We start from the raw sequence: 18,514 nt of genomic DNA, 5'->3' as shown, positions 1-18,514 counted from the left end.
CCGCTGCTATGGCTCAATTTTCACTCGCCGAGCTGGAAACGATCATCCATCAGCGCGCCCATTCCGGCGACGCCGACTCATGGACGGCGAAGCTGTTCGCCAAAGGCATCGACAAGGCGGCGCAGAAGCTCGGCGAGGAAGCCGTCGAGACGGTGATTGCCGCCGTCAAGGGGGACAAGAAAGCCGTCGTTTCGGAAAGCGCCGATCTTATATATCATTGGCTGGTCGTCCTTGGCATCGCGGGCATTCCGCTTGACGAGGTGCTGAAGGAGCTTGAGGGCCGAACCAGCCGCTCGGGTACCGCCGAAAAGGCGTCCCGGCCCCAGGGCTGATCGAAAGAGAGAGCATGATGTCGCCCGGCTTCGCACTTTTCGGCGGCACGCTCTAGGAGGGCAGGAAACCCGATGGACCAGCTGGCTCCGACCGAGAAGTATTCCCCCTATCGATTCTTCTCCGCCGAGCAATGGTCGCAGTTTCGCGCCGACACGCCGCTGACGCTGACCGGGGACGAGATCGACCGGCTGCGCTCGCTCAACGACCCGGTCGACCTCGAAGAAGTCAAGCGCATCTACCTCTCGCTGTCCCGGCTGCTTTCGGCCCATGTCGAGGCAAGCCAGCTGCTGTTTCGGCAGCGCCAGGCCTTTTTCAACGCGCAGGACGTCGTCAAGACACCCTTCATCATCGGCATTGCCGGCTCGGTCGCGGTCGGCAAGTCGACCACGGCGCGCGTGCTGAAGGAACTTCTGGCGCGCTGGCCGTCGAGCCCGAAAGTCGACCTCATCACCACCGACGGCTTCCTGTTGCCCAACGAGATCCTGCGCCGCGAGAATCTCATGGAGCGCAAGGGGTTCCCCGAGAGCTACGACGTCGGCGCGCTGCTCAGATTCCTGTCCGGCATCAAGTCGGCGCAAAGCAGCGTCCGGGCGCCGGTCTATTCGCACCTGACCTACGACGTCATTCCGGGCGAGTTCGTCACGATCGACCGGCCGGACATACTGATCTTCGAAGGCATCAACGTGCTGCAGCCGGGCAAGCTGCCGAAGGACGGCAAGATCGTGCCATTCCTGTCCGACTTCTTCGACTTCGCCATCTATATCGATGCCGACGAGAAGCTGATCCATCAATGGTACATCCAGCGTTTCATGCGGCTGCGCGAAACCGCCTTCCGCAATCCGGATTCCTTCTTCCACCGCTATTCGCAGCTCTCCGAAGATGCCGCGCGGGCCATCGCCGAGGGGCTGTGGGCCAACATCAACCTGAAGAACCTGCGCGAGAACATCCTTCCGACCAGGGCGCGGGCCGACCTCATCCTGCGCAAGGGCACCAACCACCTCATCGAGGAAGTGGCGTTAAGGAAATTGTGACCCCTTAACGACGCCTTAGGCAATCCCGACTAGCGTTGCCAGCCAAACTCCAGCGGGTGTCGGGAGGCAACCGGTGATCAATGCGGGCAATGCCGCGGGACGCGAGCCCCGGTCTATTCACTGGTCATTTCGGGCTTCAATGCAGAGGCGGCGCTGCCGCTATTTGTCCGGCGGGATGAGCCTAACTCGACAAGCTCGACGCCAGCGCCGGAGCAGCGTTTTCCTATTGCGGGCATCGCTGCGTGACGTTCATGCCTGACGGTGCGCTTGGCGTCGAAATCTTCCGCTTCGCCTGTGCAACCGGGGCCGGATTCCTCCTCTCCGTTGGGCTGGCCGCAATTCTCACCGATCTCGCCGGATACCTGTCGTCGGCGCCGGTGGCGCTGGCTTCCATTCTAGTGCCGGTTCTGAACTTCGCAGTCTTACGCAAGTTTGTCTTCGGCGCTCCCATGGGCGCCAGCGGCCCCCTCTGCCCCGAAGGAGAGAGCCGATGACCGCCGTGCTCGACAGACCGACAGCAGACGCGCCTATCGGCGAAGCGCGCAGCATGTGGGCATGGACCGTGATACTTTGCCTGCTGGTCCTGGCGGCCGCCATTCCCTGGCAGATGCGATGGGGCGTCATACCAGACACAAGTTGGGTGATCACGCTGTGCGAGAAGATGCTTGCCGGATCACGGCTCTATGTCGACGTGTTCGAAGTCAATCCGCCTTTCACGCCTTGGATGTTCATGCCGGTCGTGGCACTGGCGCACAAGGTCGGCATGTCGCCGGAGGTGGCGGTTCATGCCTACAGCTATGCGATTTGCCTGACAGGATTGGGGTTTGCCGGGCTGATCGCCAAGCAGGCCGGTCTTGCCGAGAACCGCGCGCTGTTTCAAATGTTGCCGCTGTTCCTGGCCCTGCTTGTCATCTTCCCGGGCAATGCTTTCACCGAACGGGAGCAACTGGGGATCGCGTTGTTTTTGCCGATGCTGGTGCTGACGGCGTGGCGCGCGGCGCCTATCGAAGGACGCGTGCCGAGTATCCTGACGGCGGTTCTTGCCGGGCTTAGCGGCAGCGTGCTGGTTCTGGTGAAGCCCTATTATGCACTGGTCGTGCTCGTTCCGGCGTTCTACGCGGCCTGGAGCCGCCGGTCGATCCGGATGCTTTTCGCCGTCGAGAACTGGGCGATCGGCCTGGTCTGCGTCGCCTATGTCGTTGCCGTCCAGTATTTCTATCCGGAATTCCTGAGCGTCGTCTATCCGATGCTGGCCGACACCTATATGCGGATGCAGAAGATGCAGGCGCTGCTGGAGATCTATGTGCCGATCTATGTGGTCGCTCTTGCCGCGCTGTATCTTCTTAGACCGGGATTGCCTTTGTCGCCACTGGTCACCGTGTTCACGCTTGCTTCGCTGGCTGCGACCGTGCCGCTGATCTACCAGGCAAAAGGCTGGCCCTATCACGCATTTCCGGCCTTCAGTCTGATTCTGGCGGCCCTCCTGCTGAGGATGGCGCAAGCTGCCCCGGCGACATGCAAATCGCCGGGCACGGCAATGGAACTGGTGCGCAAGGTGCTGCTGGCTGTCATCATTGCCGCCGCCGCCATCCCGTTCATGCAGACACAGAAGCTCAGTGCAGAGTTTGTCGCCAAGCTTAAGGCCGCTGCTCCTCAGCCGACCGTCGCGCTAGTCGGCGCCGACATCTCGGGGGGCCATCCACTTACCCGCATGCTCGGCGGGACATGGATTTCACGCCATTGCAACGACTGGCTGGGTGAATCGGCGCGTTATCTTTCGGGCATCGCAAGCCGGGACGGCGACCAGGAGGCGGCATCCCACTACCGGCAGATCGCCGATCGCTACATCGAGAGCAAGATCGCCGAGCTCGAGACCCAGAAGCCTGCCATGATAATCGTCGAGAAAAAGGACAGGGACTGGAATGCGGAGCTTGCCCAGTGGCAAGACTACACCAACTTCCTGCGACGCTATCAGCAGATTGCCGAGGATGACGAAGTGCAGGTGTTGCTGCGCAATGCAGGAACTGCCCAGGCAGAGTGATCCGCAGCCGTCCTTTCGGGAGAGGTCGCGAGGAAATTTTGAACGGTGGCTGCCGGTTAAAGCGCGCTTAACTGCCGGTCCGTTAGAAACTAAGCCACAAACGCTGTACTGCTATTGAGGCTCCCGGCATGGATGCGCCATTGGTTGCTTCAGACGAGCAGGCCGATCTGCGGCCCAGTCAGGCCGGAACTGCATTTCGCCTTGGCCTGCCGGCTGCCGCAACATTGTTGATCGCCCTCTATGCGATCGTCGTCTCGCGCCTCTTGCCGGGCAATGTCGACGTATCGTGGCTGCTGACCGTCGGCGACCGCGTGCTGAGCGGCGAACGCCTTTATGTCGACGTCGCCGAGGCCAATCCGCCCTTTTCGACCTGGCTCTATCTGCCATTCCTAATTCTTGAGCGGTTGACCGGGTTTTCGGCGGAGCTCTGGGTGGGGCTCGGCATGGTAGTGCTGGCAATCGGTTCGGTCTGGCTTTCAGCTCGAATCCTCGTACGTGCCGACCAAACGCTGACGCGATTCGTCTGGGCAGTTCCGGTCCTGGTGTTTCTTCTGCTTGCGCTGTCGCCGGCGGATTTCGGCCAGCGCGAACAAATCGCAGTCATCTGCCTTTTGCCTTGGCTGGCGCTGCTTGCGGCACGCGACCGGACAGCGGATTTCCGCGCCGGCAGCACGGCCGAGCGGCTTGCCGCCGGGATTGGCGCCGCGATTTTCGTCATGATCAAACCGCCCTTCAGCGTGCTGGCGCTGGCTGCGCCGGTGCTGGTCCTTGCCGCGCAGCGACGCTCGGCGCGGCCTCTGCTGACGACCGAGAATGTGTTCGGCGCTGTTTTGACCGTCGCCTATCTGGTCGTGCTTGTGGTTTTCATGCAGCCCTTCTTCACCGATGTCCTGCCTTTGCTGCGCGAGGTCTATTTGCCGATGCGCTTGCCGGCCGTCGACATGTTGATGCTCTTGCCGGTGAAGATTTTCGTGGCCATGGCCGCGGCAACGTTGGCCATGGCCTACCCTGACTGGCCCGATCGCGATGCTAAGATTCTGCTGCTGGCAGGTGTTGGCTATATCCCTGGGTTTGTCGTCTTGGGCAAAGGCTGGACCTATCAGGCGATGCCGTTCCTGACGCTCGGCATGTTGGCCTTTGTGCTCCAGTTTATCCGGTTGCGGCCGCAGCGCGACCTGCCTGTGCTGGCAAGGGCGGGTGTCGGGTTCGGTCTGCTTTTGCTCGTAACGACCGTCGCGCCACGGCAAGGCCTGGCATTCGTCGAACCGCGTGGCGATCTCGACGCGGCGACGGCCGCCATCAACCGGATCGCCGATCACCCGACCTTTATATCGATCGGCTCGGCGCTGCAGATCGGCAATCCGCTCGTCCGGATGACCGGCGCTCGCATGGTTGGGCGCCACCCGTCCGGCTGGATGGTCAATGATGCCCAGGTCCTGATCGAGTCTGGGCCGGATACCGCGACCCACCTCAGGCTCGAAGCCTTGCGCGCGGATTACACGCAGGCGATCGCCAGCGAGTTGGCCACGAAACGGCCGGATATCGTTGCCGATGACGGAACCGCAGGACCGGACGTACCGATAAAGCTCCATCTGACGCAGCCGCACGCAACGGCGCCGTTGCGTGACAGCCCTTTGATCGCAAAGGCTTTGCAGGGCTATCGTCTGCTCTATCAGAACGCCTCAGTAACCCTGTTCATCCGCAGCGATATCGCCGAACGCAATTAGGGCGGCACTGGCTAATCGAGATCAATTGGCGCTTAAAGGATGTCTCCTTTCTGGCTGCCCTGACGGGACTGATGCTGGCCGGCGCGGGGGTGCGCCGCCCGTTTCAGGGAAGGACCGGCGCTTCTCGTGCTTGCCCCCGCCGCCTATGCGATGCCGGTGCTGTTTCCCGGCAATGTTTCAGCGAGCGTGAGCATATCGGCGTCGCGCTTTTCCTGCCGCTGATGTCATTGATGGCGTGGTGCGCGCGGGGCGAGGTACGGGTGCGACAGCGCAACGCAGGAATTAGCCAGGCACGAGGACCCGCGACTGCCTCAAATTGACATGGCCGTCATTCTTCATACTTCCTGCGGCGAACGGAAGGCTGCGGCAAAGCCGCCGAGCCTATCGCTGCGCACGTATCTTGGAATTGTTTCAAGCTAGGGACGGTTCTCCCGAGAGTTCAGCCTTCCGGCCTCTCGTCCATATCGAATGCAGCATCCACGCGGCAAGAAACAGCGGGATCAGGACAGCGACGCAATATCCGCCCCAGGTGAAAAAATTCACGACGAAAGGCGCGAGCCAGCAAATCGCCAGGATCAGCCGAGGCGGCCTGGAAACCATCGCGGCGAGCATCGCCACCGCTACGGCCACACCGATCGTGTCGTAGGTGTAGCCATAGGGCGTGGCCAGGATCGCAAGGACAGCGGTAAGCACCACGCGTTCCTGATGCGAGACCACGCGGCCCGGCCGCCAGAGCCAGATCGCCGCGGCGATGGAAGCGATGGTCGCGACCGCCTGCACGCCATAGGCGGAGGTCACCCCGGCGCCGAAAGCTCTCGCCGTGAAGAACACCGTTATCGCGTTGTACTGATAGGGCTGCGGATAAGGCGCCTCCATGATCGCCGTCATCAAGGGGCGGGTTTCGGTCAGGAACAGCCGCCAGACATCGAAGCCAAAGAACAGGCCGGTGGCGAGGGCGATCACGACGCTGGTGCCGATCGCCGCGAGAATGGCGCGCCAGTTGCCGCTGGCGAGCAGGCAGAAGGGCACGAGAATGCCGAGATGCGGTTTGATCGTCAGCAGGCCGAACAGGATTCCGGCCAGCAGCGGACGCCTTGGCGCCACGGCGAGGCCTCCGATCAACAGCGCGGCGGTCAGCGCGCCGTTCTGGCCGAACAAGGAGTTCCAGATAACCGCCGGGCTCAAGACAATCGCCAGTTCCACGGCCGCTCCGAGCTTCAGCGGCCGGACAGCCAGCCACAGGCACAGCACGGTCCCGAACGTCCAGATCAGATAGGCAGGCAGGATCGGCAACGTGGCAAGCGGAACGCCGAGCAGGAGGATGTTCGGCGGATAGCTCCATTCCTGATTTGGAAGGTCGGGTGAGAACATCGCGCGCAGCGCCGCGCGGTAGGCCTCCACGTCGAAGAGAACGGCAACGTGGCCCTCGATGGCCATGCGCGAACCTGCCCAGAGGTTGGTGAAATCCCAGTAGGGGAGCCTGTGCGACAGCGCGGAAAAGCCTCGGCTGTCCAAGGTCCACAGAAAGCTCAGGTAGAACCAAGTCATCCATGCGGCGATGATCGACACGACCGTGACAATGGCCACGTCCAAAAGGCTCCTGGTCCTAATCCAATCCGGTTGCATGGCGATCTCGGTTATAGCAACCGCGATTGTAGCCCAGGTGTCCTTAAGATCGTCTTGCCCCAATATGCTCAGCCAGGCACCGTCACCCGCCGCAGCGTCAGATTGATGCGGCCGCCGTTCTTCAGCAGCGCCGACGTCGCCGGATAGATGCGGTCGACACCGTGGAAGGCGAGGCGGCCTTCGCCGCCAAGCACGACGACGTCGCCGCTCTTCAGCCTGAACGACTTGGTGCCGCCATCGCGCCTGTCCTGGCCGACCCGGAACAGGCAGTCGTCGCCCAGCGAGACCGACACCACGGGCGCGGCGAAATCCTGTTCGTCGCGGTCCTGATGCAGGCCCATTTTGGCATCCGCCGAATAGAAGTTGACCAGGCACGCCTCGGGCGGATGCGGATAGGCCGAAACCTCGCGCCATAATTCCAGCAGGGCTTCCGGGATCGCCGGCCACGGCTCGCCGGTCACCGGATGCGTCGGCTGATAACGATAGCCGCGCTCCTTGTCGGTCACCCAGCCAAGCGCGCCGCAATTGGTCATGCGCACGCTCATCTCCTTGCCGGTGCGCGGCATGGCCGGCACGTAGAGGGGTGCGGCGTGCACGACGCGCCTGATCTCCTCGACCAGCGCTTCCTGGGCCGGGCGCGCGAGGTAGCCCGGCATATGGCGGACGCCTTTGGGCAGAACGAGCATGGATCGATCCGTTGCTCCCTAGAGCCGGATGGTTTCGGGTCTGTTCGACATGAAATCTGAATCCGTCTCTAAATCAGAGAGATAGGGCATGATGTCCCGAAAACCGCTTCACACTGGTCGGCATCATGCTCCAAGCCATGCCATCCTTCAAAGAAGGCGGCGACCCGAAACCAGCGGCTTTGGCCGGATCAGTCGCTTTCCACCCGACCGCGCAGCTTCTTCACCGTCGACCGGCCTGCCTTGCTTTTCAGGCGGCGCTCCACGGCGCCTTTGGACGGCCTGGTCTTCTTGCGCGGCGGAGGCGGCGGCTCGGCCGCCTTGGCGATCAATGCAGTCAGCCGCGCCCGCGCGTCGGCGCGGTTCTGCTCCTGGGTGCGAAAGCGGCCTGCCTCGATGACGATGACGCCGTCCTTGGTGGCGCGCTGGCCGGCCAGCTTGATGGCGCGCTCGCGCACGCGCTCGGACAGGCCGGACGCGTTCGCCGCGTCGAAGCGCAGCTGCACGGCGGTGGCCACCTTGTTGACGTTCTGGCCGCCCGGACCGGACGAGCGGATGAAGTCCTCATGCAGGTCGCCAGGATGGATGACCGCTTCGCCGGAGATGATGATATCGTCGTCGCTTGCCATGCACGCACTCATGACGCGACGGCGGCAAAAAGAAAAGGCCCGGCGCGAGCCAGGCCCTGGAGGAAGACACTGGCAGTGACTGCTATTCAGCCGCTTCCTGCATCCGCGGCGCCGCGCCGAGGATGGTCGCGTCGACATGGCGTTCGAACTTCTCGAAATTGACGGCGAACATGTTGACCAGCTTCGCGGCCTGGCGGTCGTAACCGGCCTTGTCCGCCCAGGTCGAGCGGGGGTCGAGAATGGCGCCGTCGACACCCGGGACCGCCACCGGCACCTCAAAGCCGAAATTGGCGTCGGTGCGGAACTCGGCCGACTTCAGCGAACCGTCGAGCGCGGCGCCCAGCAACGCGCGCGTCACCTTGATCGGCATGCGGCGGCCGGTGCCGTAGGCGCCGCCGGTCCAGCCGGTGTTGACCAGCCAGCAGTCGACGCCATGGCCGGCGATCAGCTCGCGCAGCAGATTGCCGTATTCGGATGGATGGCGCGGCATGAACGGGGCGCCGAAGCAGGTCGAGAACGTCGCCTCCGGCTCGGTGACGCCCTTTTCCGTGCCGGCAACCTTGGCGGTATAGCCCGACAGGAAGTGGTACATCGCCTGCGCCGGCGTCAGCCTGGCGATCGGCGGCATGACGCCGAAGGCGTCTGCGGTCAGCATGATGATGTTCTTCGGATGCCCGGCGCGGCCGGTCTTCGAGGCATTGGGGATGAAATCCAGCGGATAGGCGCAGCGCGTGTTCTCGGTCAGGCTGCCATCGTTGAAATCCGGAACGCGGCCGGCGTCGAGCACCACATTCTCCAGCACCGTGCCGAAGCGCTGCGTGGTGGCGAAGATCTCCGGTTCGGCCTCCGCCGACAGCCTGATCGTCTTGGCGTAGCAGCCGCCCTCGAAATTGAAGATGCCGTGCGGGCCCCAGCCATGCTCGTCGTCGCCGATCAGCGTGCGCGACGGGTCGGCCGACAGCGTCGTCTTGCCGGTGCCGGACAGGCCGAAGAAGACGGCTGCGTCGCCGTCCGCACCTTCATTGGCGGAACAGTGCATCGGCATCACGCCCCTTGCCGGCAGCAGATAGTTCAGCATGGTGAAAACCGACTTCTTCATCTCGCCGGCATAGGAGGTGCCGCCGATCAGAACGATCTTGCGGGTGAGGTCGACCGCGATCACCGTTTCGGTGCGGGTGCCGTGACGGGCCGGATCGGCGCGGAAGGAGGGCAGGTCGATGATCGTAAGCTGCGGCACGAAACGCTCGATCTCCGCGGCTTCGGGACGGATCAAAAGATTGCGGATGAACAGCGAGTGCCAGGCGAATTCGGTGATGACCCGGGTCGGCAGCTTCAGATTGGCGTCGGCGCCGCCGACGAGGTCCTGCACGTAGAGGTCCTTGCCGGCTGCATGTGCCTTGAAATCCGCCAGCAGCGCTTCGAACTCACCCGGCGAGATCGCCTTGTTGTTGTCCCACCAGACCTGGCCGCCGGTCGCCTCGTCGCGCACGACGAATTTATCCTTCGGCGAACGCCCGGTGTGCTGGCCGGTCTCGGCGACCAGCGCGCCCTGCGCGGTCAACCTCGCCTCGCCGCGCCGGATCGCTTCCTCGTAGAGTTCGGCCGCGCCAAAATTATAGCGTACCATGCTCATTGTCTTCAGGCCGATCGCGTCGATGGCGCAGTCGGGGTTGCGTTTGCCGGCTTCCGACATCAAATTTCCTCTCTGGATTTGGCCGCATCTGACGGGTTACTTCCCGGAGCCCGCGCTGGGGCCGTCAGGTTCAGAACCAGAAAAGCCGAATGATATCAAATCATTAATCGATTTAAAAAATTTGAAAGTTGTTTAAATCGTTTATATGTGCAAAAAACCGTAGAGGTTGCCCAAAGGATTGGCAGGCTCGGTTCGTCCAATCCCACTATGGGTGCGATGGCGTGTGACGGCAGGCCGCCCGTGACTTCGGACAAGGCCCGTGCCACATTTTGTACCCAATTTGTCCTGCAAAAGCCCCTTCTCGACGACAGAAGGGACAGCTCATGAGGGAGCCGCTTGAAATGGCAACAATCGCGCTTGTCGACGACGACCGCAACATTCTGACCTCGGTGTCGATCGCGCTCGAATCCGAAGGCTATCGGGTCGAAACCTACACCGATGGCGCGTCGGCGCTGGAAGGCCTGGCGGCACGGCCGCCGAACCTCGCCATCCTCGACATCAAGATGCCGCGCATGGACGGCATGGAGCTGTTGCGCCGCATGCGCCAGAAGTCGGATCTCCCGGTCATCTTCCTGACGTCGAAGGACGACGAGATCGACGAGTTGTTCGGCCTCAAGATGGGCGCCGACGACTTCATCCGCAAACCGTTCTCGCAGCGCCTGCTTGTCGAGCGCGTGCGCGCAGTGCTGCGCCGCACCAGCGCCCGCGAGGCGGCGGCCAAGGCGCCCAGCCAGCAGGCCCGCTCGCTCGAACGCGGCCAGCTGGTGATGGACCAGGAGCGGCACACCTGCACCTGGAAGGGCGAGCCGGTGACGCTGACGGTGACCGAATTCCTCATCCTGCATTCGCTGGCGCAGCGCCCCGGTGTGGTAAAAAGCCGTGATGCGCTGATGGATTCAGCCTATGATGAACAGGTCTATGTCGACGACCGCACCATCGACAGCCACATCAAGCGGCTGCGCAAGAAGTTCAAGGCCGTCGACGACGACTTTGAGATGATCGAAACCCTTTACGGAGTCGGGTACCGGTTCCGCGAAGCTTGAGATAGGCAGTAGGGAAGAGTCAGTAGTCAGTTTTGAATGATGCGGGCGGCCACCCATAGCCGAAGTCAGCCAACCACTTCCCTACTGCCTATTCACTACTCACTAACTAAACAGGGCCTGCTATTCGATGGCAGTGGAAGTAGAGCGAGGCAGACGGGCGGGCGCGGCAAGGCGTCCGCCGCGGATCGTGCCCGCCTTCGTTTCGAAAATCACGGTGCCGATGCGCCGGTTTCTCGGCCATCACATCTTCTCCAGCCTGACGCGGCGCATCCTGTTCCTCAACCTGGCCGGCCTCGCCGTGCTCGTCACCGGCATCCTTTACCTGAACACCTTTCGCGACGGGCTGATCGACGCGCGCGTCGAAAGCCTGATGACGCAGGGCGAGATCATCGCCGGTGCCATCGCCGCTTCGGCGACCGTCGAGACCGATTCGATCAGCATCGATCCAGAAAAGCTGCTGGAGCTGCAGGCGGGCGAAAGCCTGGGGCCGGGGTCGGACCAGCTCGACAACCTCGATTTCCCGATCAATCCCGAGCGCGTCGCGCCGGTGCTGCGACGCTTGATCTCGCCGACGCGCACCCGCGCCCGCATCTATGATCGCGACGCCAACCTGCTGCTCGATTCGCGGCATCTTTATTCGCGCGGCCAGATCCTGCGCTACGACCTGCCGCCCGTCGACGAGGAGCAGCCGGGCGTCGTGGAGCGAGTGGAGAAGTTCATCTTCGACTTCTTCCGCAACAAGGACCTGCCGGTCTACCACGAGCAGCCCGGCGGCAACGGCGCGGCCTTTCCCGAAGTGGTCAAGGCGCTGACCGGCAGCCCTTCGACAATCGTGCGGGTGAGCGAGCAGGGCGAACAGATCGTCTCCGTCGCGGTGCCGATCCAGCGCTTCCGCGCCGTGCTCGGCGTCTTGATGCTGTCCACCGAAGGCGGCGACATCGACAAGATCGTCGCGGCCGAGCGCAAGGCGATCCTGCGCGTGTTCGGGGTGGCGGCGCTCGTCACCGCGATCCTGTCGATGCTGCTCGCCTCCACCATCGCCAATCCGTTGCGCCGGCTTTCAGCCGCCGCCGTCAGGGTGCGGCGCGGCGTCAAGAGCCGCGAGGAAATCCCCGACTTTTCCGATCGTCAGGACGAGATCGGCAATTTGTCCATTGCCGTGCGCGATATGACGAATGCGCTGTACGCGAGAATCGAGGCGATCGAAAGTTTCGCCGCCGACGTGTCGCATGAGTTGAAGAACCCGCTGACGTCGCTGCGCAGCGCCGTGGAAACGCTGCCTTTGGCGAAAAACGATGCTTCTCGCGCGCGCCTGATGGAGATCATCCAGCACGACGTGAGGCGGCTCGACCGCTTGATCACCGATATCTCGGATGCGTCCCGCCTCGATGCCGAGCTGGCGCGCGACGATGCCGCGACCGTCGACCTGAAGAAGTTCATCACCGACCTCATCGCCGTCTCGCGCGAGACGACGCGCAACAAGAAGGCCGTCGAGATCGACCTCAAGGTCGCCAAGCTGCCGGCCGGCGCCAAAGGCTATTTCGTTGTCGGCCATGACCTCAGGATCGGCCAGGTCATCACCAACCTGATCGAGAACGCGCGTTCCTTCGTACCGGACGAGCATGGCCACATCGCGATCTCGCTGGCGCGCGCGGGCAAGTTCAACATCATCACCGTCGACGACAACGGCCCGGGTATCCGGGCCGAGAAGATCGATCGCATCTTCGAGCGCTTCTATACCGACCGGCCGGCCGGCGAGGCGTTCGGCCAGAACTCCGGCCTCGGGCTGTCGATCAGCCGCCAAATCGTCGAGGCACATGGCGGCACGCTCACAGCCGAGAACATCCCCGGCACCAAGCCCGGCGAGATCAAGGGCGCGCGATTCGTGGTGACGCTGCCGGCGGAAGGCTGATCGCCGAATCGACATGCCAGGCGCCGCCGCAAAGCCCCGCAACATCCATGGGACGGCCATACTGGTCGGCGAGCGCGGCGTGCTGATCACCGGGCCGTCGGGCGCCGGCAAGACGACGCTGGCGCTGGCGGTTGTCGATCATTGCCGCGCGCAGGGCCTTTTTGCCCGGCTGGTCGGCGACGACCAGTTGTTTGCGGCCGCGCACAGCGGCCGGCTGGTTTGCCGCGCGCCGGCGAGCATCGCCGGCCTCGCCGAGGTGCACGGCATCGGACCGCGGCCGCTGGCTTTCGAACCGGCCGCCGTGATCGACCTTGTGGCGCGGCTTGTCGAACCGGCGGACATGGCGCGTCTGCAGGACGAGACCACGGAGACGATCGGCGGATGCCGGCTGCCCCGCGTCGATGTCGCCCGGCAAAATGTCACCGCCGCGTTGCCCATGCTGATGGCGCGGCTGTCGATCCAGCCTTTTTCATGATCCGGCCCGGGTTTTTTGCTGCGATGCGTCAAAATGGCCCGGGCCGCCGCAATTTTGGGCTTGTCAACCGGCCGTGCGTCGACAAGATAGCGCTCCCGCCGCCTGGAATGGCTGGCGAACATAAGATACGCCTGTGAAGCGGCGATGACGGGAGCCACCAGAGAATGATCGGACTCGTGCTCGTGACGCACGGTCAACTCGCTACCGAGTTCCGACATGCCGTAGAGCATGTCGTCGGGCCGCAAGACAATTTCGAAACCGTGGCGATCGGCGCCGACGACGACATGGAGCAGCGCCGGGCCGACATCGTCGACGCAGTCGCGCGCGTCGACACCGGCGCAGGCGTCATCGTGCTCACCGACATGTTCGGCGGCACGCCTTCCAACCTCGCCATCTCGGTGATGGAATCCGGCCGCACCGAGGTCATCGCCGGCATGAACCTGCCGATGCTGATCAAGCTCTCCTCGATCCGCAAGGGCGACAACATGGCCGCCGCGCTCGACGAAGCGCAAGCGGCCGGCCGTAAATACATCAACGTCGCCAGCCAGCTCCTGAGCAGCAAATGAACGCATCGGCGCCGCGGACGGATGAGGTGGTGCGGGAGTTCCCGATCATCAATCAGCGCGGCCTGCATGCGCGCGCTTCGGCCAAGTTCGTCCAGGTCGCCAGCGGCTTTGACGCCATCATCCATGTCGAGAAGGACGGCGTGAAGGTCGGCGGCACCTCGATCATGGGCCTGATGATGCTGGCGGCGAGCCCAGGCTATTCGATCCGCGTCATCGCCAGCGGCCCGGAAGCCGTGCCGGCCATGGACGCGTTGGAGCAGCTGATCGCCTCGCGTTTCGGCGAGGAAATCTAGTTCCTCAGCACAGGGATTTTTACCGGTCGGCTCTGTTTGCGTTGGCAGGCGGCATGCCTTGGAGATTGGCCGAAACGCCATCGCGTCGTCGCGGCGGCTTCAACCAATCCCAGGCGTTTGCGCCGATTTCACGGAACATCTCGCTTTTCCGAAGACATGCGCGCATAAAGATTTCTTTATGTCCCATTGTCGCGCGGCGACCGATCTGGTAGTCAAGCCGGCAACCGCGCCCTCCCATGCGCCTCCCGGCGTCGGCGCGCCTTGAGAAAAAATCACACCGGAGCACTGCCATGACGGGTAGCAAGGACTATGTGGTCGCCGACATCTCGCTTGCCGGCTGGGGCCGCAAGGAGATCGAGATCGCCGAAACCGAAATGCCGGGCCTGATGGCCTGCCGCGAGGAGTTCGGCGCCAAGAAGCCGCTGAAAGGCGCGCGCATCACCGGCTCGCTGCACATGACCATCCAGACGGCGGTGCTGATCGAGACGCTGAAGGCGCTGGGCGCCGACATCCGCTGGGCCTCCTGCAACATCTTCTCGACCCAGGACCACGCGGCCGCGGCCATAGCCGAGGCCGGCATTCCGGTCTTCGCCATCAAGGGCGAGTCGCTGGAAGACTATTGGGACTACACCGACCGGATCTTCCAGTGGACCGATGGCGGTACCTCCAACATGATCCTGGATGATGGCGGCGACGCTACCATGTACATCCTGCTCGGCGCGCGCGCCGAGGCCGGCGAGGACGTGCTGTCCAATCCCGGCAGCGAGGAGGAAGAGATCCTGTTCGCCCAGATCAAGAAGCGCCTGAAGGCTTCGCCAGGCTTCTTCACCAAGCAGCGGGAAGCGATCCGCGGGGTCACCGAGGAGACCACCACCGGTGTCAACCGTCTTTACCAGCTGCAGAAGAAGGGCCTGCTGCCCTTCCCGGCGATCAACGTCAACGATTCCGTCACCAAGTCGAAATTCGACAACAAATACGGCTGCAAGGAATCGCTGGTCGACGGCATCCGCCGCGGCACCGATACCATGATGGCCGGCAAGGTCGCGGTGGTCTGCGGCTATGGCGATGTCGGCAAGGGCTCGTCGGCCTCGCTGCGCGGCGCCGGCGCGCGTGTGAAAGTCACCGAGGTCGACCCGATCTGCGCGCTGCAGGCGGCGATGGACGGCTATGAGGTGGTGACGCTGGAAGACGCCGCGCCCACCGCCGACATCGTCATCACCACCACCGGCAACAAGGACGTCGTCACGCTCGACCATATGCGGTCGATGAAGGACATGGTGATCGTCGGCAATATCGGCCACTTCGACAACGAGATCCAGGTGGCGGCGCTGCGCAACCTGAAATGGACCAACATCAAGCCGCAGGTGGATTTGATCACCTTCCCGGACGGCAAGCGTATGATCCTTCTATCCGAGGGCCGCCTGCTCAACCTCGGCAACGCCACCGGTCATCCGAGCTTTGTCATGTCGGCCTCGTTCACGAACCAGGTGCTGGCGCAGATCGAGCTTTTCAGCAAGCACGGCCAGTACGAGAACCAGGTCTATGTGCTGCCCAAGCACCTCGACGAGAAGGTGGCGCGGCTGCATCTCGACAAGCTCGGCGCCAAGCTGACCGAGCTGTCCGGCGAACAGGCCGCCTATATCGGCGTGACGCCGCAGGGTCCGTACAAGCCTGAACACTACCGCTATTAACCAAAGCGAAATTATCTACCATATATTGAAGCCGGATGGTTGACTTTCCATCCGGCTTTATTTTTTGCGCCAATGATTCTTCACGCCGATTCCAGCAAGCGTTATTGTTGTGATTCGCGGTCCGGGGACATGTTGGGCCGGGGACGTATCAGGGCGGTCTTGCATTCAAGCGGCGAAGAGGACCAAGACATGCCGGGGGATTACCCGCCACGCGCGGGAAAGGCCGTTTCCGGCGGCCATGAGGATTCGAATGATGCCGGCCCCGGCGTGAGCCGCGGCGGTTTTCGCGCCGGCTCGCGGCTGGCCTTGCTGCTTGCGACCTCGACGCTTGCCGGCCCGCTCCTCGCCTTTGCGGCCCACGCCGAGACGGGCATTCCGGCAAAGGCCGCGGCGCCGGTCAGCACGCTCGAGGTCATGCAGCTCGCCATGTTCGTGGGCGTCATGGGCGCGGCGCTGGTTTCGGCCATATTCCTTATCCGCGAGCGCGCACGCACCGCCTCGCAGAACCTGCAGCTCAGGGCCCGCATCGCGGACGTCAACGCTGCGCTGCAGCGTTCCGAGGCGCTGCTCAATCTGCGCGACCAGCGCCTGATCGTCTGGACAACGGACAACAAGAAGCCCGAGCTCATCGGCAGCCTGCCGCTGGAAAGCGGCGCGCCTGACGACAGGTCCGCCTTCCTCGCTTTCGGCCGTTGGCTGATGCCGCGCTCGGCGGCGGCGTTAGAGCACGCGGTTGCCGCGTTGCGCGAACAGGCGAAGACCTTCGATCTGGTCATCGAAACGCAGGCCGGCGTGCCGCTGGAGGTGCATGGCCGCAAGAGCGCGGCGCATGTGCTGGTGCGTTTCGTCTCGCTGTCGGAGACGTTGCGCAACCAGGCCAGGCTGAAGATCGAGAACCAGCGGCTCAGCGCCGACTACGACACCTTGATCGGCCTGCTCGACGCATTGAAGATGCCGGCATGGCTGCGTGGCGCGGACGGGCGATTGCAATGGGTCAACCGCGCCTATGCCGAGGCCGTGGAAGCAGGAAGCGCCGCCGCGGCCGTGCGCGACGCGACGGAGTTCCTTGGCGGCCAGGCGCGCGATCAAATCGCCGAGCAGCATAAGTCGCACCCGGTCTTCGAACAGACGCTATCCACCGTGATCGAAGGCGATCGCCGCATGTTCGCGGTCACCGACTTCGCCGGCGCCGACGGTTCGGCGGGGCTCGCCTGCGACACCAGCGCGGCCGAGACGATCCGCGCCGAATACGAGCGGACCGTGCGCAGCCATGCCGACACGCTCGACCAGTTGAACACCGCCGTGGCGATCTTCGACACCGAGGAAAAGCTGCGCTTCTTCAACCAGGCCTTCCAGAAGCTGTGGGGTCTCGACTCGGGCTTCCTGCTCAGCGCTCCCTCCAACACGCTGCTGCTCGACAGGCTGCGCAGCGAAGGCAGGATCGCCGAGCAGCCGGAATGGCGGCGCTGGAAGGAAAACCTGCTCAGCGCCTATCGCGCCGTCGAATCGCAGGAACACTGGTGGCACCTGCCGGACGGCAAGACGATCCGCGTCGTGGCGAACCCGCAGCCGAAGGGCGGCGTCACCTGGGTGTTCGAGAACCTGACCGAGAAGATGGACCTCGAAAGCCGCTACCAGACCGCCGTGCGGGTGCAGGGCGAGACGCTGGACAATCTCGCCGAAGGCGTGGTCGTATTCGGTCCGGACGGGCGGCTGCGCCTGTCCAATCCGGCCTTCGTCGCGCTGTGGGGGCTGACGGTGGAAGCGGTCAAGCCGAACGTTCATGTTTCGGCGATCCGCGATCTGTGCGACCAGCGCGCCGCGAACAGCCCCTGGGGCGGCTTCGTCGCCGCGGTCACCGGCTTCGACGACGAGCGCCGCGACCGCCGCGGCCAGATCGAGCTCGTCGACGGGACGGTGCTGAGCTACGCGGTGATCCACCTGCCCAACGGCCAGGTGATGATCACCTTCGTCGACGTCACCGACACCGTCAATGTCGAGCGGGCGCTGAAGGACAGGAACGAGGCGCTGGAGAAATCCGACCAGCTGAAGAACGAATTCGTGCAGCACGTTTCCTATGAGCTGCGCTCGCCGCTGACCAACATTATCGGCTTCACCGAGCTTCTGTCGCTGCCCGCGACCGGGCCGCTGACGCCCAAGCAGCGCGAATATGTCGAGCATGTCAGCTCGTCGTCATCGGTGCTGCTCACCATCGTCAACGATATCCTCGACCTGGCGACGGTCGATGCCGGCATCATGCAGCTCGACATCTCCGAAATGAACATCGACCGGACGATCGCCGCGGCCGCCGAGCTGGTCGCCGATCGGCTGGACGAGCATCAAATCAAGCTCGAGATCGATGCGGCGGAGGCGCCGGCGAGCTTCCATGGCGACGAGACCCGCATCCGCCAGATCCTCTACAACCTGCTCAGCAACGCGGCGAATTATGCGCCGGAGGCAAGCACGATCCGGCTTACCTGCCGCCGGCTGGCCGACGGCGTCGAGTTCTCGGTGCATGATGACGGCCCCGGCATGCCGCCGGACGTGCTGGAATCGGTCTTCCGCCGCTTCGAGCCGCGCGCTAATGGCGGGCGGAGGCGCGGCGCCGGGCTGGGGCTCTCGATCGTCAAGAGCTTCGTCGAACTGCATGGCGGAACCGTGCGCATCGAGACCGGCCAGGACAGGGGCACCACGGTAATCTGCACCTTCCCGGACAAGCCTTCCGGAATCCCCGATACGCCGGCGGGCATCCGCGACGCGGCCGAGTAGCG

15 protein-coding genes and 1 pseudogene are annotated in these 18,514 nt (G+C 63.6%); 12 read left to right on the top strand and 4 right to left on the bottom strand.

Going from position 1 to position 18,514, the window contains the following annotated elements; translation table 11 throughout:
• The first annotated feature begins 8 nt into the window (after positions 1-8).
• From LB538_RS24325 to LB538_RS24305, 5 genes and pseudogenes are all read left to right on the top strand, one after another.
• The gene (locus LB538_RS24325) at positions 9-332 is read left to right on the top strand and encodes a phosphoribosyl-ATP diphosphatase (RefSeq protein ID WP_095768008.1); all 324 of its coding nucleotides are present in this window, start codon (positions 9-11) and stop codon (positions 330-332) included.
• A gap of 72 nt (positions 333-404) precedes the next feature.
• The gene (gene coaA, locus LB538_RS24320) at positions 405-1,364 is read left to right on the top strand and encodes a type I pantothenate kinase (protein WP_140843531.1); all 960 of its coding nucleotides are present in this window, start codon (positions 405-407) and stop codon (positions 1,362-1,364) included.
• A gap of 218 nt (positions 1,365-1,582) precedes the next feature.
• Positions 1,583-1,858, top strand: a pseudogene (locus tag LB538_RS24315) (GtrA family protein); the annotation flags it as partial.
• Positions 1,855-3,405, top strand: a complete 1,551-nt coding sequence (locus LB538_RS24310) for a hypothetical protein (RefSeq protein WP_224525973.1) — start codon at positions 1,855-1,857, stop codon at positions 3,403-3,405. The pseudogene LB538_RS24315 and the gene LB538_RS24310, both read left to right, overlap by 4 nt.
• A gap of 140 nt (positions 3,406-3,545) precedes the next feature.
• The gene (locus tag LB538_RS24305) at positions 3,546-5,132 is read left to right on the top strand and encodes a hypothetical protein (RefSeq protein ID WP_224525976.1); all 1,587 of its coding nucleotides are present in this window, start codon (positions 3,546-3,548) and stop codon (positions 5,130-5,132) included.
• 411 nt (positions 5,133-5,543) lie between these two features.
• On the opposite strand, the gene LB538_RS24300 is transcribed toward LB538_RS24305, so the two are convergent.
• The 4 genes from LB538_RS24300 to LB538_RS24285 form a co-directional block, all read right to left on the bottom strand.
• Positions 5,544-6,719, bottom strand: coding sequence for a glycosyltransferase family 87 protein (locus LB538_RS24300; protein ID WP_224525978.1), 1,176 nt, complete (start codon positions 6,717-6,719; stop codon positions 5,544-5,546).
• A gap of 107 nt (positions 6,720-6,826) precedes the next feature.
• Positions 6,827-7,444 carry an alpha-ketoglutarate-dependent dioxygenase AlkB family protein gene (locus LB538_RS24295; RefSeq protein WP_224525981.1) on the bottom strand — a complete coding sequence of 206 codons (618 nt, stop codon included), beginning with the start codon at positions 7,442-7,444 and terminating at the stop codon, positions 6,827-6,829.
• Positions 7,445-7,632: 188 nt separating this feature from the next.
• A complete protein-coding gene (arfB, locus tag LB538_RS24290; protein WP_224525984.1) occupies positions 7,633-8,070 on the bottom strand; it encodes an alternative ribosome rescue aminoacyl-tRNA hydrolase ArfB in 438 nt (145 codons plus the stop codon).
• Positions 8,071-8,152: 82 nt separating this feature from the next.
• Complete coding sequence (locus LB538_RS24285; RefSeq protein ID WP_224525986.1) at positions 8,153-9,763, bottom strand: phosphoenolpyruvate carboxykinase; 1,611 nt, start codon at positions 9,761-9,763, stop codon at positions 8,153-8,155.
• A gap of 341 nt (positions 9,764-10,104) precedes the next feature.
• Here LB538_RS24285 and LB538_RS24280 point away from each other — a divergent pair, with 341 nt between their 5' ends.
• From LB538_RS24280 to LB538_RS24250, 7 genes are all read left to right on the top strand, one after another.
• The gene (locus tag LB538_RS24280; protein ID WP_006201274.1) at positions 10,105-10,806 is read left to right on the top strand and encodes a response regulator transcription factor; all 702 of its coding nucleotides are present in this window, start codon (positions 10,105-10,107) and stop codon (positions 10,804-10,806) included.
• Between the two features lie 127 nt (positions 10,807-10,933).
• Complete coding sequence (locus LB538_RS24275; protein WP_095767999.1) at positions 10,934-12,718, top strand: sensor histidine kinase; 1,785 nt, start codon at positions 10,934-10,936, stop codon at positions 12,716-12,718.
• Between the two features lie 13 nt (positions 12,719-12,731).
• Positions 12,732-13,193: an HPr kinase/phosphorylase gene (locus LB538_RS24270; RefSeq protein ID WP_224525988.1), complete on the top strand. Its 462-nt coding sequence runs from the start codon at positions 12,732-12,734 to the stop codon at positions 13,191-13,193.
• Between the two features lie 164 nt (positions 13,194-13,357).
• Complete coding sequence (locus LB538_RS24265) at positions 13,358-13,759, top strand: PTS sugar transporter subunit IIA (protein WP_027166957.1); 402 nt, start codon at positions 13,358-13,360, stop codon at positions 13,757-13,759.
• On the top strand, positions 13,756-14,052 hold the full coding sequence (locus tag LB538_RS24260; protein ID WP_140843515.1) for an HPr family phosphocarrier protein: 297 nt from the start codon (positions 13,756-13,758) through the stop codon (positions 14,050-14,052). The genes LB538_RS24265 and LB538_RS24260 overlap by 4 nt, the downstream gene beginning before the upstream one ends.
• A 290-nt stretch (positions 14,053-14,342) precedes the next feature.
• A complete protein-coding gene (gene ahcY, locus LB538_RS24255) occupies positions 14,343-15,743 on the top strand; it encodes an adenosylhomocysteinase (protein WP_095767996.1) in 1,401 nt (466 codons plus the stop codon).
• 189 nt (positions 15,744-15,932) lie between these two features.
• Entirely contained in the window at positions 15,933-18,512 is a 2,580-nt protein-coding gene (locus LB538_RS24250) for a sensor histidine kinase (RefSeq protein WP_224525990.1), read from the top strand.
• Positions 18,513-18,514 lie beyond the last annotated feature (2 nt).

This window comes from Mesorhizobium sp. Ca11 (genome assembly GCF_020165275.1).
In the GTDB taxonomy this organism is placed as follows: domain Bacteria; phylum Pseudomonadota; class Alphaproteobacteria; order Rhizobiales; family Rhizobiaceae; genus Mesorhizobium.
The sequence above is the reverse complement of the archived record's forward strand: the minus strand, read 5'-3'. Positions and strand labels throughout refer to the sequence as shown.

What these genes read in the sequence shown, in the direction of transcription:
- coaA (WP_140843531.1), top strand. Translation starts at nt 405, where the DNA reads ATGGACCAGCTGGCTCCGACCGAGAAGTATTCCCCCTATCGATTCTTC.
- LB538_RS24280 (WP_006201274.1), top strand. Translation starts at nt 10,105, where the DNA reads ATGGCAACAATCGCGCTTGTCGACGACGACCGCAACATTCTGACCTCG.
- LB538_RS24295 (WP_224525981.1), bottom strand. Translation starts at nt 7,444, where the DNA reads ATGCTCGTTCTGCCCAAAGGCGTCCGCCATATGCCGGGCTACCTCGCG.
- LB538_RS24310 (WP_224525973.1), top strand. Translation starts at nt 1,855, where the DNA reads ATGACCGCCGTGCTCGACAGACCGACAGCAGACGCGCCTATCGGCGAA.
- ahcY (WP_095767996.1), top strand. Translation starts at nt 14,343, where the DNA reads ATGACGGGTAGCAAGGACTATGTGGTCGCCGACATCTCGCTTGCCGGC.
- LB538_RS24250 (WP_224525990.1), top strand. Translation starts at nt 15,933, where the DNA reads ATGCCGGGGGATTACCCGCCACGCGCGGGAAAGGCCGTTTCCGGCGGC.
- LB538_RS24275 (WP_095767999.1), top strand. Translation starts at nt 10,934, where the DNA reads ATGGCAGTGGAAGTAGAGCGAGGCAGACGGGCGGGCGCGGCAAGGCGT.
- LB538_RS24265 (WP_027166957.1), top strand. Translation starts at nt 13,358, where the DNA reads ATGATCGGACTCGTGCTCGTGACGCACGGTCAACTCGCTACCGAGTTC.
- LB538_RS24270 (WP_224525988.1), top strand. Translation starts at nt 12,732, where the DNA reads ATGCCAGGCGCCGCCGCAAAGCCCCGCAACATCCATGGGACGGCCATA.
- LB538_RS24260 (WP_140843515.1), top strand. Translation starts at nt 13,756, where the DNA reads ATGAACGCATCGGCGCCGCGGACGGATGAGGTGGTGCGGGAGTTCCCG.
- arfB (WP_224525984.1), bottom strand. Translation starts at nt 8,070, where the DNA reads ATGGCAAGCGACGACGATATCATCATCTCCGGCGAAGCGGTCATCCAT.
- LB538_RS24285 (WP_224525986.1), bottom strand. Translation starts at nt 9,763, where the DNA reads ATGTCGGAAGCCGGCAAACGCAACCCCGACTGCGCCATCGACGCGATC.
- LB538_RS24325 (WP_095768008.1), top strand. Translation starts at nt 9, where the DNA reads ATGGCTCAATTTTCACTCGCCGAGCTGGAAACGATCATCCATCAGCGC.